The organism is Pontibacter chitinilyticus (genome assembly GCF_039748935.1).
GTDB classification, from domain to species: Bacteria; Bacteroidota; Bacteroidia; order Cytophagales; family Hymenobacteraceae; genus Pontibacter; species Pontibacter chitinilyticus.
Genome location: NZ_JBDIZJ010000023.1, coordinates 1 through 14945, shown reverse-complemented (window position 1 = coordinate 14945; position 14945 = coordinate 1). Strand labels below are relative to the sequence as shown.

Sequence of the window (14945 nt, the reverse complement as noted above, 5' to 3'; positions counted from 1 at the left end):
CGCTCACCGGGCTCAGCCCCTTCTCCTGCTGCAGATGCTCCTTAAACCGCTCCATCCAAAAGGTGCGTGTAGATCTGGGTGGACTCGAGCTTGGAGTGGCCCAGGAAGCGGGCGATGCGCGTGAGCCCCATCCCCCGCTCCAGCAGGTGGGTGGCGATGGCGTGCCGGAAGCTGTGCAGGTTGACGCGCTTGCCCGAAAGCCCCGGGTTGGCCGCCTGCGCCTGCAGCGCCCGGAACTGCAGGGTGATGGTGCGGTCACTGGCCCTTGTGCCGCGGACGCTCAGCAGCAAGGCCCTCTTGTCGCGCCTGCCCCGGTAGGGGCAAGTGTCCAGAATCTCCGGCCTGGCCTCCTCCAGGTAGCGCCGCACATGCCGCACCACGCCCGCGCTCATGGGCACGTAGCGCTCTTTGTAGTTCTTGCCCTTGCGCACATACACCAGCCCCTTCTCCAGCAGCACGTCCCCTACGTCCAGGGCCAGGCCCTCGGAGCGGCGAAGCCCGCAGCCATAGAAGAGGGCAAGGGCGGCCCGGTCGCGGATCCCCAGCAGGTCATCGGCGCCCGCCTCAAAGAGCAGCTGCACTTCGGCCTGCGTCAGGACGGGCTGTATCCTGCGTTCAGGCTGCACAGAGCCCGGAGGCAGCGGCAGCCCCCACTCCCCCATCTCCCGCAGGTAGCGGTCCAGCAGCCGCACCGCCTGCCAGTGCTTGGCCACGTAAGCCATCGAAAGCCTGCCCCCGTCGCGCATGCGGCCCCTCTCGGCCAGGTAAGCAAAGTAGGCCTTCACCTGGTCCCGCTTGACCTGCCGGACCGAGTGCACCCCTTGCCGCTCCAGAAAGTGCAGGAACTCCCGCAAGTGCAGCGGGAGGTACTTGATGCTGCTCTCCGAGTAGCCCAGCACCAGGAGCCAGTCGGCGAAGTGTGCCTGCAGCTCCAGGAACTGCGGGTGGCGGAGCTCCAGCTGCTTCATCGGCCGCCGGTCAGTGGTTTTACCATGATGAAAAGAATGGAAGTGAAGGGTAGCCCCAGTTATGCCACAAGATAGCAATAAGTTTGAGTGCTAAGCTACCCCCTTAGCCTGGCCGAAAGCCGCTCCCCCTTAGGAAAGACACGGAAGGGTGTTGTCAGCAGCAGAGCAGCGCCAGTATTGCCAATAACTACTCTTATGATAAATAAAGTTGGCTTTACCTTCTCCCAATACCTATTGTACTGTGGAATGTAGGAAGTCTACTTCTTTTCTCTGCCACCGCTGTTCTGAATCCTCTTTTCCAGTTCTTCCTCCAGCTCTTCAATGGTGGGCAGCTCCCCTTTCAGCTCCTCCGGGACGGCATGGATCAGCCGGTACTCAGCCACCCCCAGCGGGGCCGCCGCATTCCTCAGGGAGTACTCTACCACGACCTTGTTCGGCGTTTTGCAGAGCAGGATGCCGATGCTCGGGTTGTCATCCGGGTGCCGTAACTGCGCGTCCACCGCGTTAAGGTAGAAGCTTAGCTTCCCCGCGTACTCCGGCTGGAACTCGGTCACCTTCAGCTCGACCACCACATGGCAGCGCAGCCTGGTGTGGTAGAGCAAAACGTCTAGGTAAAAGTCATCCCCACCGACGTTGAGCCGGTACTGCCTCCCCATGTAGGCGAAGCCCTGGCCCAGCTCCAGCAGGAACTTCGTGATCTGATCGGCCAGCGCGTCCTCCAGGTCCTTCTCCCGCGCCTCGGGCCCAAGGCTGAGGAAATCGAAGTTATAGGGGTTCTTGAGCGTTTCTATGGCCAAATCCGCCTGAGGCCTAGGAAGCGTCTGGGCGAAGTTGTTCAGGGCTCTCCCCTGCCTCCTGTACAGGCCGCTCTCCAGCTGGTGCAGCAGCACGGCGCGCGACCAGCCGTGGCGTATCGTTTCGCTCACGTAGAAGAGCGCCTCCCGGACGTCTGAACATTTGGTCACTATCTCGCGGTTGTGCCCCCACGGAATTAGTCCCACAAGCTGTGGGACTAATTCCTGTCCTGCATCCAGATGGGCCGCTTCGGACAGCTGTCCCACAAGCTGTGGGACTGACTCCCGCTCCCTGCTGTAGAACAGGTACCACTTCCTGACATAGAAGAGGTTGGTTCTGGAGAAGCCCCTCATCTCGGGAAATGCCACGCTCAGGCCCCTCGACAGCTGCTCGATTAACGCGTCGCCCCAGCCAGCCTCCTTCTGCTTCTCTACGATACCCCTCCCCAGCTGCCAGTACACCTGCATCAGCTCAGTGTTTACCCTAACCGCCGCCTTCAGCTGTGAAATCCGTATCCTGTCCTTCAGCCCCGCCAGCCAGGACTGATAATCCTCTGTCCGATGTAGGTCAATGTCTGCCATGCCTAATATTACGCCATTGCACCCACAGCCGCAAGAGCAGGCCTAATAAATCCACTTTGATTGCACTGTGTTGCAAGGACAGGCATTCCTTCGAGATCAGCAGTTCATGACCTATTTATCATAATGATACTTCTAAGGTTGGCAGTCTCGGTTTGGATTTGGTTTGATCCGCGTTTGGAACCGGTTTGCCCAGAGATGGGCGTGACGTTGGGTAGGAATGGAGACAACAGGTCTGTATCAGCCCTCCCCTATTGCTTTACTTAATTTTTGAATAGCTCCAGCTGGTCCGGTTGGCAGTATCGGCTGTTGAACTTTGGTTTGAGCATGCGGATATAGTGCTTCTCCAGCTTTAGCGCCTCCTCCTTGTCGGGGTGTTCCTGGAGATAAATCACTGACGCAGCCGAGCACTTGTCCTTGTGCTTGATGATGCGCCAGAAGATGTTGCTGGTCTCGCCCACATAAACACAGGTGTCGTCGTCAAAGATAAGGTACAGGAAGTAAGATTGGTTGTCCCTGATATGCCGCAGTTTTCTGTATTCCTTTAGAACCTCTCTCCTGCTGTATTTTTTGTACCCTTGAAGCTGTACCATTGATTTCTACTGATTAACGTCAACCAACCTAAGGCGTTACTAAAGGGAGAGAAGCATTTTTGAAAGTTCAACAAGGCACATCTGTAAGCCTAACGCTCAGATCACGAGCTAGGCTATTAATCAATGTTATTAGCTATTTAAGATAAGCTTCCAAAGCTTTGATCGTAATGTCCTTTAACGATAACTCCTCCTCCAACCCATGTATCTTCATTTTTTTTATTAGCCCCTTGGGAATCCATACATTAAGCTGTGCAGTATCTTCCTTGTTTATATCTTTTGGCTTAACAGGACTTACTTCTTGTATAGGCGTCTTAGGTTTATCAGACTTAAGCTTATTTGCCATCCCTGCCAATTTATTCTTATCGATTGCCATTTTAAGTTACTCTAGATTTACACTTATATAAAACTATAAATATGCACAGCTGCAATTACATAATTACAAATATACATAAACATTTATTTATGCACTTATAGAGTCAACAATCTCTTCCGCAAGTGATGTAATTTCGTCTATTGCTTTAGCATCTTCACTAGCTAAGACTCCACCTGTTAAAGGAGACCTAGCAAAGCTCACTCTATCATGTACCATAGTCTTGAGTACTGGAGTATCAAAATGAGACAGTAACTCTTGCACTTCACCTGTTATTCCTGATCTGTGCTTGATCATGTTAAATACTATGCCTGCCTGTAATTCTGTACGCTTTTTCTTAGCCTCCTCAATCAAATGTAGTGTGGAACGAATAGCCATCACATCAAAGAATCCTGCTTTTGTTGGTACCAGAACATAGTCTGATATTAAGAATAGTTCGGGGAGACGGCTTGATAGATAAGGAGGTGTATCAATTATTACCAGATCATGCCCTAACTGTTGTATTTGATCGAATCTATCTTCGGTGATGATATGCAGCTTTGGAAAGTCCTCTTTGATATCTGATATACTACCTTGTAAATCTATATCGACTAGAGCTACACTAAGCTGCTCCTGGAAACAAGTAGCCAAGTTTAATGCTAAAGTGCTTTTACCAACACCTCCTTTTTGGTGCGCAACGGTGATTATTTTTGCCATGTATAAAATAATACATAAAAATAGAAATTAACAAATCTAATAGTACATCATTATGTAAATACATATACACATATTAACCTATCAACTTTAGATTAATTATAAATCCCAGCTTAAGGATTTTAGTTTTGTTGAGCAGTTACAACAAATTAGTTCTCAATACTAACATAATTAGCATAAAGTATGCTCGGACTTATAAAACCTGTTTTTTGCGCGCGCCCAACCTCCTTTTTATCTTTTTTTTGATTTGTTTTTCCCCGCTTTACAAGGTTTACCTGTTTAGAAACCTCTCATTTCTTAGACATTATCACAAGTTGTGAATATTTGTATTATTTGTTAATATTTGTACATGCTGTAAATATCTGGTAATCAATAATTAACGACAATATAAAAACAGATATAATAAGCTATAAAACAGATTTCATAAGTATAGAAACAGATTTCATAAGCCTAACTAACAGATTTCATAAGTTCATCTAACAGATATAATAAGCTATAAAACAGATAGAATGAAACATACTGTTTTTTGTGTCTGTTTTTATTAACTTGCTCTCATGGAAGTGCACGAAGTCAAAACACCTCAACTACAGGTAAGGCATCATAATGTGATTACCAACGCCAGGCATGATCTGTCTGCTGTACAGCTAGATATTTACTTTATGATGCTGTCACGTCTCAAGCCAGGTGATAGCAACGAAACAAAATATTATATAAGTGTTAAGGAAATTGAAGATCTAACAGGTCGTCAATGGAATTACCAACAACTAAGAGATGCTACCTATGGATTGATAGGAAAGGTGTTTGAGATAGAGGAGGAGGATGGGCTTCTTCAAGTATCTATGATGTCTAGTGCTAAGTATCTTAAAGGGCAAGGCCGTATTCAACTCTCTATTGCAGAGGAGCTAAAGCCTTACCTAGTTGATTTAAAGAATAATTTCACCAGCTTTCAGCTCTTCTGTGTACTATCAATGACCTCTAAGTATGCGAAGTGGCTTTATGTTCAGTTTTCTAGGTGGAAAGACATTGGATACTTATCTTATGAATTAGAGCAACTTAAGTTTCGCCTTAATCTGAAGGATCCCTCAGGAAAGAATCCTGAACAGTATAAGCAATGGGGACAGTTTAAGGATTATGTACTAGAACCATCTATTAAACAAATCAACGAGAATTCTGATCTCCGCATAAGCTACACTACTGCAAAAAAAGGGAAAAGTATTCATAAGCTGAACTTTACTATCAAGCACGTAGCTCAGTTCCAGACAGTAATTCCGTTTGAGTTATCAGAAGGAGACAGGGAGTCTGAGGTTTTAAAAAACCGAATACGTGATATTGGTATACTAGATAATAATCTTGTTAATACAGTCTTAAGCAGTACCGAGCTGAGGAAGAAAGCAAACAAGTGCCTTTACGACATTGCTATTAGAAGGAAAGACATCAACAACCCTGCTGGATATTTCCGAACCACTCTTGGCATCTAAATTGACTTATAAAATCTGTTTTTTAGGCAAACCATCTAAGCCACACTTAAGTGCTCATCTATATATGTGATGAACTCCATGTCAATAAAGCTATAACTACATAAAATTACATTTACATTATTATGTATTATTGTAAATACATAATAATGTAAATGTAATTTTGCACTGCAGCTACGATAATAAAAAACAGATTTCATAAGTCAGCACCTTGACTCCTTGTTCGTAACTGTATTCTTGCTTATCATAAGCTATGTTATGCATAGGCAGGAGCTAGCCTATCATCGTAAGGTAAAATACTCTGCAGGCGCGTATACATTGTTATGTCAAAACTTACCTATTTCCTTTTCATCCTTCTTGCCTTTACCAGCTGTAAGGACCCGGAGGTGGCGCCACAGACAGCCGTATCGCTCACGCCGGAGCAGGAACAGCTGCTGCTGGGCAATCCCAGCGGCGCCACCACTGCTGTAAGTAATGAAAATAATTACCTGATTCAAAAGCCGCAGTATGTGCTTTCCTACAGCAGGGAGCGGGCCACACCGAATTGGGTAAGCTGGCATGTGAGCCGTGACTGGCTGGGCACAGCACCGCGGCAGAACAATTTCAGGGCAGACCCGGCCCTACCGGAAGGCTGGTACCACGTGACTACCTCCAGCTATACCGGCAGCGGGTTCGACCGGGGCCACAACACCCCCTCGGCCGACCGAACTAACACAGAAGAAGATAATGCGGCCACTTTCCTGATGACCAACATCATTCCGCAGGCACCCAACAACAACCAGGAGACGTGGGCTAACCTGGAGGACTATACCCGCGAGCTGGTGCAGCAGGGGATGGAGGTATACGTGCTCATGGGCTCCTACGGGGTAGGTGGTACCGGAGACAAGGGCTATGCTACTACCATCGACAACGGGAAGATAACGGTACCGAAGCGCATCTGGAAAGTACTGGTGGTATTGCCAGAGGGAGAGAACGACCTGCAGCGGATTACCACTGCAACGCGTGTGATCGCCGTCGATACGCCTAACAGCAACACAGTTAAGCCGGACTGGGGAATGTATAGGACGACGGTAGATGCCATCGAGCAGGCCACAGGCTATGATCTGTTATCAGCAGTGCCGGCAAAGGTGCAGCAGGCGCTGGAGAGCCATCAGGATAACGGGCCTACCCACCAGGCGCTTACCCATCCTATACTTTAGTTTATGCGTAAAGAGCCAATAGCGTAAACCTAAAGCTTTCGAGTTATGTGTGGACGATACTCCGTTGCCCCTAAAACAAAAGGCGATTCCAAAACAGCCAGGCTCCTGGAGAAAAGCCTGAAAGAGGGCCGCTTCAATGCCGCCCCTTCCCAGTCGCTGCCTGTCATCACCAATGAGCAGCCTGACCAGGTGCAGTTTTTCAAATGGGGTTTGCAGCCTAACTGGGCCAGGGATGCCGATGCCGTCAAACGCTCCATCAATGCCAGGGCAGAAACATTAACAGAAAAGACCTCCTTTAAAAGTCTCCTCCAGTCAAAGCGGTGCCTAGTGCCTGCCGATGGGTTTTTCGAATGGCAGAAGGCGGAAGAGGGGAAGGTGCCCTACCGGATCCTGCTCAAAAGTGAGGAGTTGTTTTCCTTCGCCGGCCTCTGGGACGAGTGGCTAGACAAAGGCACCGGGGAGATCCTGCATACCTACACCATCATCACCACGGAGGCGAACCAGGTGGTAAAACCGATCCATAACCGGATGCCGGTGATCCTGTCACAAGAGGCGGAAGAACTCTGGCTCGATGCCCACGAAAGCCAGGAAGAGCTGCTCTCATTGCTCCATCCTTTTGAGGCTGACCTGATGAAAGCCTACCCCGTTTCTCCTTTGGTAAACTCACCTTTCAATGACGTGCCGGAGGTGCTCAACTCGCTGTAGCTGGCTTGAGTAGGGGTATACTGAAACCAAAATATATAGATATCAGTATACCCCCACTCAACCAACCGCCTCTGCCATGAAAGCAACGCTGCCCCTCTGCCTCCTGCTGTCCTTTTCCCTGTTTAGCTGCCAAAGTGAGGAGACAGCAGACCCGGTCCCTGTTCCGGATCCTGCTCCCACAGTGTTTCGCTTTCACTACCGCTATGACCCCGGGGCGGCGCGGGGAGCCGACACTTTCGAGCTGATCCTCTCCGAGAAAGAGGGGGAGGTCGTGCTCGATACCCTGCTGGCCGTCGAGACCAACCATCAGCTGAAGGTGACCTCCGAAGAGACCCGCTTTGACGTGACCACCGTCTATGACCAAGCGCCTGGTTCCTCCTCCTACTACATGGTGAAGACATACCTGCAGGCGAATCCCACCGACTGGCGCGGCTTCGGGGTCCCCTCTAGGGGTTGGGATATCGGGGAGACAAAGCCGGCCAAGATCACCTATGCGCATGCCAACGGCCTGAGCGGAGTTATGTTTTCTGGACTGCACCCTTCCAACTGGGAAGGGAACGGAAGCGAGGACCAGATGGTCCTCTTCTACAAACGGGAGCTCCCCAAAGACCTGCTCTACCTGCTTTCCTTCCACTCCGGGAAGTATATTTTCACCGACGTGACCTCGTCTGACACGACCGTGGACTTCTCTGCCGCCACCCCGACCGAGCAGCGCACCTACGCCAAGCCGGCAGGAACCTCCGGCTTCAATTACACCTTGTTCGGCACGTCCGTGGAGGGAGACTATTCTCAAAAAATCTACCTCTACCATTCTGGCGCTGTTTCTCACAAATATGACCTGCTGTTCCCGCCCACGCGCATCAAGGAGTACGACCTGAGCGTGAGGTACGCCGACGCCGACGGCATCCAATACGAGTATTTTCACCTGGGGCCGACGGTACCCGAAGAGCTGGGTTTGGCCGGCAGCCCGGGCTTTGCCGTCATGCAGGCAGACAGCAGCGGCTTTAAAGTCTCCTACTCCGGAGAGAAGCCTGTCGCCAGCCAACTGGCTCTTATAGGCAGGCGCGGGATGAATCCCGTGTTCTGGAGCGTGTACCTGCCGGCCGAGCAGACCTCATTTGATCCCGGCCCTTTCTTAGAAAATCTGCAGGCAAAGAATTTCCAGGGTACAAGCGTCTCCATCATGAAGGTGGACTATCTCCAGACCTACTACATGGAGGGGTATTCGTATCAGTCCCTGCTCGACTACTGGCACAACCAGGAGCGGACGCTTAAACGGGAACTGAAGCAGTACCACCTGATCAGAAAGAAGTTCTAGCCACCAAACTAACCAGACCTTCATAAGTGCCAATTTTCCAGCGATTTTTGTACTTATGAGGATCTGGCAGCTTCTATCATCCGTCTGAGCAGAGAAAATAAATTTCTCATATATTTAGCTTTTGTTGTTGTTTCGTTCGTATTTGCTAACAAATTTAGTAAATCACAGATGAAATAAGCTTCTTATGGCCCCAACAAAAGTGATCCCGATAGATGCCGGGGAGCTGGAGTTCCTCTACATCACCCTGCAGGAGTGCGTGGAGCTGCCCCTGGTAGCTTCCTATGTCTCGGCAGGCTTTCCCTCGCCGGCAGACGATTACCTGGAAGACAAGATTGACTTGAGCAGGTTCCTGGTACAGAACCCTTCTTCCACGTACTTCATGCGAGTGAAAGGCAATTCGATGCAGGATGCCAACATCCACGAGGGCGATGTGCTGGTGATCGACAAGGCCCTGGCGCCAGCAGACGGGCTGCCGGTGATCTGCTTTCTGGATGGAGCCTTTACGGTGAAGACCTTCAAGAATGCAGGGCACAGGGCCTACCTGGTACCAGCCAATCCTGCCCTGAAGCCTATTGAGATCACCGAAGAGATGGACATGCGGGTATGGGGCGTGATCGCCTGGATCCTGCACAAACCTGTCAAGCGCTAAGGGGATGATGGGGCTCTGTGACTGCAACAACTTCTTTGCCTCCTGCGAGCGCGTGTTCGACCCGGCCCTGAACGGCAAACCGGTAGTGGTGCTCTCTAACAACGACGGTTGCGTAATTGCCCGGAGTAACGAGGCCAAGCAGCTCAACATCGGCATGGGCGAGCCCTACTTCAACATCCGCCACCTGGTAGAAAACGGGCATGTAAAAGCTTTCTCTTCGAATTATGTGCTCTACGGGGATATGTCCGACCGCGTGATGCAGACGCTTGCGCAGTATACGCCCAGCGTAGAGATTTATTCCATCGACGAGTGCTTTCTGGATTTCTCCTCTTTTTTTAGCAAAGACTTAACTGCTTATGGTCGTGAGATCAAGACCACCGTGCAGCGGTGGACGGGTATTCCGGTGAGCCTGGGTATTGCTCCCACCAAAGCGCTGGCTAAAGTAGCCAACAAGCTGGCCAAGAAGTCACAGAAAGCAAACGGGGTGCTGGTGCTCTCCGAGCCGCGCCATATCGAGGCAGCGCTGAAAGCCACGGCCGTAGAGGACGTGTGGGGCATTGGCGGGCAGTATGCCAAGCTGCTCCGCAAGCACGGCATCCACACCGCCCTTGACTTCTCGAAAGCCTCGGAGACCTGGGTGCGCAAGCACATGACGGTGGTAGGGGTGCGGCTCCTGAAAGAACTCCGGGGAGAGCCCTGCCTGGAACTGGAGGAAGTAGCCCCACCCAAGCAAGGCATCTGCACCTCCCGCAGCTTTGGCAAGAAGCTCACAGACCTGGAGGACATCCAGCATGCCACGGCCACTTACGCAGCCAAGTGCGCTAAAAAGCTACGGGCACAAAAGAGCTGCGCCCGGCTGCTCACGGTCTTTGTCAACACCAACTGGTTCTCGGAAAAAGACCAACAGTACCATGCCAGCAAGAGCATCTACATGCCGGTGGCCACCAATTCGGACATCGAGCTGATCCATTATGCCAGCATCGCCTTGAAAGCCATTTACCGGGAAGGCTACTGGTATAAAAAGTCGGGCGTGTTCGTCACCGACATCGTGCCGGAGAACCAGGTGCAGCTGGACTTGCTCGATGAAGTGGACCGGACCAAGCACCGCAAGCTCATGGCAGTGATGGACCAGCTCACAGACCGCTTCGGGCGGGAGCGGGTGAAGGTGGCCGAGCAGGGCACAGACAAAGGCTGGCTGCTGCGCTCAGACATGCGCTCGCCCTGTTACACCACCCGACTCAGCGACATCCAGACCGTGTACGTACGCTAAGCAACTTTTAGCTATTGGCTATATGCTTATAGTCGGGCGTTGCCTTTCCTGTGGCTGATTCTCCAGCGGGATGACTACCACGTCATCTTGGTAGATCTGCACTTCAAAGACGCGGCTGTGCTTTTCTCTACCGCTTCCGGAGAGGTAAGTATGCTTTACTTCGCCCGTGACAGAGAAGGTGCTGCCATCATCGTTACGTGTCAGGCTTACAGTGTCGATCGAAGAGTAGGAGAGGGGCTCATAGCCTTCCACCTGGAGACTATCATAATAGGCCATGATCCGTTCCTGTATCAGTTGCTGCGTCAGCTCATCCGAGGGAGGCGCAGAGGAGCAGCCGGCAGCTACCAAATATCATCACCCCTAACGGCGACGGACTGAACGACGCCTTCGTCGTGGAGGTCTCCTGCCTGCCCTTGGACCTGCAGGTGTACAACCCCACGGGCCAGCTGGTCTACCAAAGGGAAGTTATCAGAACGACTGGAAAGGGGAGGGGCTGGCGGGTGGCACGTATTACTATTTGCTCCGAGATACCGGCGGCGTGTCCTGGAAAGGCAGGGTGGCGATTCTTCGGTAAAATATGCAATCTAAGCCAGTGTAGAGTTCTACCTGCAGGTCTGTAAATTATGGCGATACTAGCGTATGTTTTAGATGCCCAGCAGCAACCAAAATTACTAGTTTATTTTTTGTCAGTGATACGATACCATTAGCCTCATAAAGAGGATCAGGGCCTTCTTCGCAGTAAGGTTCAGTCTTTGCATAGCCCGTTGGCACTAGGGTTGAGTCTTCAGCATGGGGATAATAAAAATCTCTTGTGACTAGTCCATTTATGTTGAAAGTAACATTGATTGTTTGTCCGCGTGCAGTTACATAAGGAGTACTACTACCTGTGAATTCTTCCGATATTAACCACCACGTTTTGGTACTGTCATTTGTAAGCAAATGCATTTGGGCGGCTGGTAAGCATGGAGGAATATATGCCTTGAATTGGACAGAATTACTACTGATTTTATTCTCATCCTGACCAAATGTTGCCTTAGCTGTTAAAGTCTGCTCTCCTATTGTTGAGCCTAAAGTCCAAATAGCTGTTTCTGTTCCATCAGAGGCAGTTGAAGAGGTTGTGGGATGCACTGTACCACCTGAGGAAGCAATCCATTCGATATTTGCTCCGCTAGTAGCTTCTCCATTTGCTAATACTTGAATAATAACAGGTTGACTTAATTCACTTTTTATTTTCCCAGCCTGACCATCTCCTGATATAGCATAAAGATTTAGTTTTGGAGTATACTCATGGACAATTGATGCATCGGGACTACTCGTTTTATTTATTATCTCACTTATAGCGAACTGATGGGCAGCTGCTCTGCCGTATTCTTTATGTTGAGAATAAATAGATACAGCCGCATCAGTAGGGAGACTTAGGTCGTTCAGTGAATTGACTTTATCTACAACGTTCCTTAATCCTTTCTCTACTAGATCAATGGCTGTCCCTACATCAGACACAGCGCATGTGATAATTACACCACTACCAGCTGTACAAATTGCGGCTGCTACTGGGTTGATAGGTGCAAGAGGACACACTGATGATACAATTAAATCTAAAATTGAAATTTCTTTCCCTGGTGTTTCTACTAAGTTGCATGCATCCCTAAGAGCATTGGTTATCGTTTGTATCACTATTTGCTCATCTTCAAAAGTCGTACTAGGATCCTTAGGTTCACCGACTATACCAAGCCATTCATAGTTTACAGAATAAACTCCTTTGTCTATGTCATAAGGTGCCGGAAATTCATAATCTTGTCGATTAGTAAATATGCGTACCATTACTAAGCTCTCTTCCCCTTCAACATTCTTTTCTGATTGAGTAACCTTATTTTTTGCAGTTACTTTGATATTGATGTAACCATCAGCACCTGTAACTCCACTTGTTCTTTTACCATCCCCTAGATCTGGATCCTCTTTAGCTTTTTTCTTGGCACCTTTCACCATTATTATATCACTAAAACCTTCAGGGCTAGAAAGGGTAAGAGTTATGGAATCATTCGGCAGATAATCCAAGTGTAAGGCTTCTCCTGTTTTCAGAATGATGTTAGAATATCTGCCTTTACTGTCAAAAGTTACAACATCAGCTTTTCCCTGACTAGGTTCATTCAAAGCCTCTATTCTATAACCTGTTAAGCTTTTTGGAGACCCATTGAGGTTCCTTTTTCCGAAGAAAGTAATCTTTTGCCCATCGTCAGTTATGATCTCAGCGAACCGAGGGTCATTTGAATTGATGAAGATAGCTCCTTTAGATTCTTCGGGTTGAGGCGGCGGGTTTTTTACCTCTTCTAAAAAATCACAAGCCGGTATACTAACGAGGATTAATACGCCAAGAATTAGATTGTGCAAAGTTTTAGAAATGCGGCTCATAGTGGTAAAAGCAAATAGGTCAGCCCTTCTCCTTTTACGTTTTAAATATAAATATGAGGAAATTGAATTGTACTATACTATAGATTTAGAGGGTAGGGAGATAAAGAATAAGGGTCAATACTCTAAAAGATGTAGTATATAATAGCGAGGATAAAAATTTAGCATTAGGACTTCTGGAGGCTGTAAAACAAACTGTGTCAAAGGGTTTTGAGTAACACCTTTAACGCAGATAAAATGGAAAATCAAGACAGCCTGGATCTGGAAAAGATCAAGCGCCAGTTCCTGGAGGAGTTCAGGAGCGGCAAACCCACCTTCGGCAAGGACGGAGCACTGGCCCCTCTTCTAAAACACTTTCTCGAGGCCGCCCTGGAGGCGGAGATGGATCTTCATCTGGACGCCGAACAGCGCCAGCAGGGCAACCGGCGCAATGGCAAAGTAAGCAAGCAGGTGCGTACTTCGGATGGGGTGATTGAAGTAGAGAGCTCCCGCGACCGCTCGGCAAGCTTCGATCCGCAGATCATCCGGAAGCGGGAGACGGTGCTGGCCGAGAACCTGGAGCCCCGCATCCTGAGCATGTACGGGCTGGGGATGAGCCTGCGCGATATCTCGGCTCATCTCAAGCAAATGTACGACATGGACATTTCCCATGATACCCTGGCGGCCCTCACAGAGAAGATCGTTCCCCAGGTAAGGGAGTGGCAGGCAAGGCCGCTGGAGGCGCTCTACTGCGTCGTCTGGCTCGACGCCATGCACTACAAGGTACGGCAAGAGGGGCGCGTTGTCTCCAGGGCCGTCTACAACATCCTGGGCATCGACCGCCACGGCCACAAGGAACTGCTGGGCGTGTACCTCTCGGAGAGTGAGGGGGCCACCTTCTGGCTCTCGGTGCTGACGGACCTGCAGCAGCGGGGCGTGCGGGACGTGCTCATCGCCTGCATCGACAACCTCAGGGGCTTTGCCGAGGCGATAAACAGCGTCTTCCCGCAGACCGAGGTGCAGAGCTGCATCGTGCACCAGATCCGCTGGCAGCCTCAAGTACGTGGCCTCCAAAGACCAGAAGGAGTTCCTCAAGGACCTCAAGCCGGTATACCGGGCAGAGAGCCTTGAGCTGGCCGAGCTACGGCTACTAGAGTTGGAGGAGAAGTGGGGCAGCAAGTACCCCAAGGTGCTGGAGAGCTGGCAGCGGAACTGGGAGAAGCTGAGCACGTACTTTAAGTACACCGAGCAGATACGGAAGCTCATCTACACTACCAATGCCATAGAGGGCTTTCACCGCCAGGTCAGGAAAGTTACCAAGACAAAGGGGGCTTTCCCCTCAGACATGGCCCTGCTGAAGCTGATTTATCTATCCCACCAGAATATCAGCAAAAAATGGGTCATGCCGCTAAGCAACTGGAGCCAGACGGCCCAGCAGCTCGCTATCTGGTTTGGCTTTCGGATGGCAAACCATTTGCAACCGGCGCTTTGCCATTTCTTATTTGCTGAACCTAAAGGCAGCCTCCGGTGTAGCGGTACGGCTAGGGCTCCGGCCAAGACAACAGGCAACGAAAGTAAGCAACAGCAAGCAACATCGCTCCCCTGAAGTGAAAACAGCCTGCAAAGCGGCTCATGCGGCCGAAAAGCAGCCATACACACGCTTTTCAGCGCTGATACACCTGCGTTGCGCACGTTGGTCGTTAGCGGAAATCCCCCTCAGCCATCGCTTCGCCATCCAGAAGCCATCGAAAAGCCCCCACTCTCCCCCCGAACAGTCCCCGCGTTGCCACCTAAAGCACTACCGTATGGCAACCAAAAGCAACGGTTTGCAACGTGACGGCAGCTGCTTTTGCGCCGTACACCGTCCCGCAAAAGGGACCTTTCCCAGGACGTGCGCAGGCAGAGATTATGGGAAGAAGTGTTTGCACCTTCATCGACACGGGCACC

The 14945-nt window shown here is 50.2% G+C and carries 14 protein-coding genes and 1 pseudogene; 8 read left to right on the top strand and 7 right to left on the bottom strand.

Annotated features, from left to right (window positions below):
- Positions 1 to 41: 41 nt before the first annotated feature.
- From ABDW72_RS20285 to ABDW72_RS20265, 5 genes are all read right to left on the bottom strand, one after another.
- Positions 42 to 968, bottom strand: a complete 927-nt coding sequence (locus ABDW72_RS20285; RefSeq protein ID WP_347160470.1) for a tyrosine-type recombinase/integrase — start codon at positions 966 to 968, stop codon at positions 42 to 44.
- 257 nt (positions 969 to 1225) lie between these two features.
- Positions 1226 to 2344 (bottom strand): PDDEXK nuclease domain-containing protein, encoded by a 1119-nt coding sequence (locus tag ABDW72_RS20280; RefSeq protein ID WP_347160469.1) that lies wholly within the window; start codon positions 2342 to 2344, stop codon positions 1226 to 1228.
- 260 nt (positions 2345 to 2604) lie between these two features.
- Positions 2605 to 2934, bottom strand: coding sequence for a GIY-YIG nuclease family protein (locus ABDW72_RS20275; RefSeq protein WP_347160468.1), 330 nt, complete (start codon positions 2932 to 2934; stop codon positions 2605 to 2607).
- Positions 2935 to 3067: 133 nt separating this feature from the next.
- The gene (locus tag ABDW72_RS20270; RefSeq protein WP_347160467.1) at positions 3068 to 3307 is read right to left on the bottom strand and encodes a hypothetical protein; all 240 of its coding nucleotides are present in this window, start codon (positions 3305 to 3307) and stop codon (positions 3068 to 3070) included.
- A gap of 87 nt (positions 3308 to 3394) precedes the next feature.
- A complete protein-coding gene (locus ABDW72_RS20265; RefSeq protein ID WP_347160466.1) occupies positions 3395 to 4000 on the bottom strand; it encodes an AAA family ATPase in 606 nt (201 codons plus the stop codon).
- 551 nt (positions 4001 to 4551) lie between these two features.
- Here ABDW72_RS20265 and ABDW72_RS20260 point away from each other — a divergent pair.
- From ABDW72_RS20260 to ABDW72_RS20235, 6 genes are all read left to right on the top strand, one after another.
- Positions 4552 to 5475 (top strand): replication initiation protein, encoded by a 924-nt coding sequence (locus tag ABDW72_RS20260; RefSeq protein ID WP_347160465.1) that lies wholly within the window; start codon positions 4552 to 4554, stop codon positions 5473 to 5475.
- A gap of 320 nt (positions 5476 to 5795) precedes the next feature.
- On the top strand, positions 5796 to 6671 hold the full coding sequence (locus tag ABDW72_RS20255; RefSeq protein ID WP_347160464.1) for a DNA/RNA non-specific endonuclease: 876 nt from the start codon (positions 5796 to 5798) through the stop codon (positions 6669 to 6671).
- Between the two features lie 45 nt (positions 6672 to 6716).
- Complete coding sequence (locus tag ABDW72_RS20250) at positions 6717 to 7376, top strand: SOS response-associated peptidase (protein ID WP_347160463.1); 660 nt, start codon at positions 6717 to 6719, stop codon at positions 7374 to 7376.
- Between the two features lie 520 nt (positions 7377 to 7896).
- Entirely contained in the window at positions 7897 to 8694 is a 798-nt protein-coding gene (locus ABDW72_RS20245; RefSeq protein ID WP_347160461.1) for a hypothetical protein, read from the top strand.
- 184 nt (positions 8695 to 8878) lie between these two features.
- Complete coding sequence (locus ABDW72_RS20240; RefSeq protein WP_347160460.1) at positions 8879 to 9343, top strand: LexA family protein; 465 nt, start codon at positions 8879 to 8881, stop codon at positions 9341 to 9343.
- 4 nt (positions 9344 to 9347) lie between these two features.
- Positions 9348 to 10613: a Y-family DNA polymerase gene (locus ABDW72_RS20235; protein ID WP_347160459.1), complete on the top strand. Its 1266-nt coding sequence runs from the start codon at positions 9348 to 9350 to the stop codon at positions 10611 to 10613.
- A gap of 18 nt (positions 10614 to 10631) precedes the next feature.
- Here ABDW72_RS20235 and ABDW72_RS20230 read toward each other — a convergent pair whose 3' ends face one another.
- The gene (locus tag ABDW72_RS20230) at positions 10632 to 10961 is read right to left on the bottom strand and encodes a hypothetical protein (RefSeq protein WP_347160458.1); all 330 of its coding nucleotides are present in this window, start codon (positions 10959 to 10961) and stop codon (positions 10632 to 10634) included.
- 44 nt (positions 10962 to 11005) lie between these two features.
- Between ABDW72_RS20230 and ABDW72_RS20415 the strand changes: the two genes are divergently transcribed.
- Positions 11006 to 11233, top strand: coding sequence for a hypothetical protein (locus ABDW72_RS20415; protein WP_430438172.1), 228 nt, complete (start codon positions 11006 to 11008; stop codon positions 11231 to 11233).
- Between the two features lies 1 nt (position 11234).
- Here the strand turns inward: ABDW72_RS20415 and ABDW72_RS20225 are convergent, their stop codons facing one another.
- On the bottom strand, positions 11235 to 13022 hold the full coding sequence (locus tag ABDW72_RS20225) for a hypothetical protein (RefSeq protein WP_347160457.1): 1788 nt from the start codon (positions 13020 to 13022) through the stop codon (positions 11235 to 11237).
- Between the two features lie 234 nt (positions 13023 to 13256).
- Between ABDW72_RS20225 and ABDW72_RS20220 the strand changes: the two are divergent.
- Positions 13257 to 14478, top strand: a pseudogene (locus ABDW72_RS20220) (IS256 family transposase); the annotation flags it as partial.
- Between the last annotated feature and the right edge of the window lie 467 nt (positions 14479 to 14945).

Excerpts from the sequence above, each read along its gene's own strand:
- ABDW72_RS20285 (WP_347160470.1), bottom strand. The coding sequence starts at position 968 with ATGAAGCAGCTGGAGCTCCGCCACCCGCAGTTCCTGGAGCTGCAGGCA.
- ABDW72_RS20280 (WP_347160469.1), bottom strand. The coding sequence starts at position 2,344 with ATGGCAGACATTGACCTACATCGGACAGAGGATTATCAGTCCTGGCTG.
- ABDW72_RS20275 (WP_347160468.1), bottom strand. The coding sequence starts at position 2,934 with ATGGTACAGCTTCAAGGGTACAAAAAATACAGCAGGAGAGAGGTTCTA.
- ABDW72_RS20270 (WP_347160467.1), bottom strand. The coding sequence starts at position 3,307 with ATGGCAATCGATAAGAATAAATTGGCAGGGATGGCAAATAAGCTTAAG.
- ABDW72_RS20265 (WP_347160466.1), bottom strand. The coding sequence starts at position 4,000 with ATGGCAAAAATAATCACCGTTGCGCACCAAAAAGGAGGTGTTGGTAAA.
- ABDW72_RS20260 (WP_347160465.1), top strand. The coding sequence starts at position 4,552 with ATGGAAGTGCACGAAGTCAAAACACCTCAACTACAGGTAAGGCATCAT.
- ABDW72_RS20255 (WP_347160464.1), top strand. The coding sequence starts at position 5,796 with ATGTCAAAACTTACCTATTTCCTTTTCATCCTTCTTGCCTTTACCAGC.
- ABDW72_RS20250 (WP_347160463.1), top strand. The coding sequence starts at position 6,717 with ATGTGTGGACGATACTCCGTTGCCCCTAAAACAAAAGGCGATTCCAAA.
- ABDW72_RS20245 (WP_347160461.1), top strand. The coding sequence starts at position 7,897 with ATGTTTTCTGGACTGCACCCTTCCAACTGGGAAGGGAACGGAAGCGAG.
- ABDW72_RS20240 (WP_347160460.1), top strand. The coding sequence starts at position 8,879 with ATGGCCCCAACAAAAGTGATCCCGATAGATGCCGGGGAGCTGGAGTTC.
- ABDW72_RS20235 (WP_347160459.1), top strand. The coding sequence starts at position 9,348 with ATGATGGGGCTCTGTGACTGCAACAACTTCTTTGCCTCCTGCGAGCGC.
- ABDW72_RS20225 (WP_347160457.1), bottom strand. The coding sequence starts at position 13,022 with ATGAGCCGCATTTCTAAAACTTTGCACAATCTAATTCTTGGCGTATTA.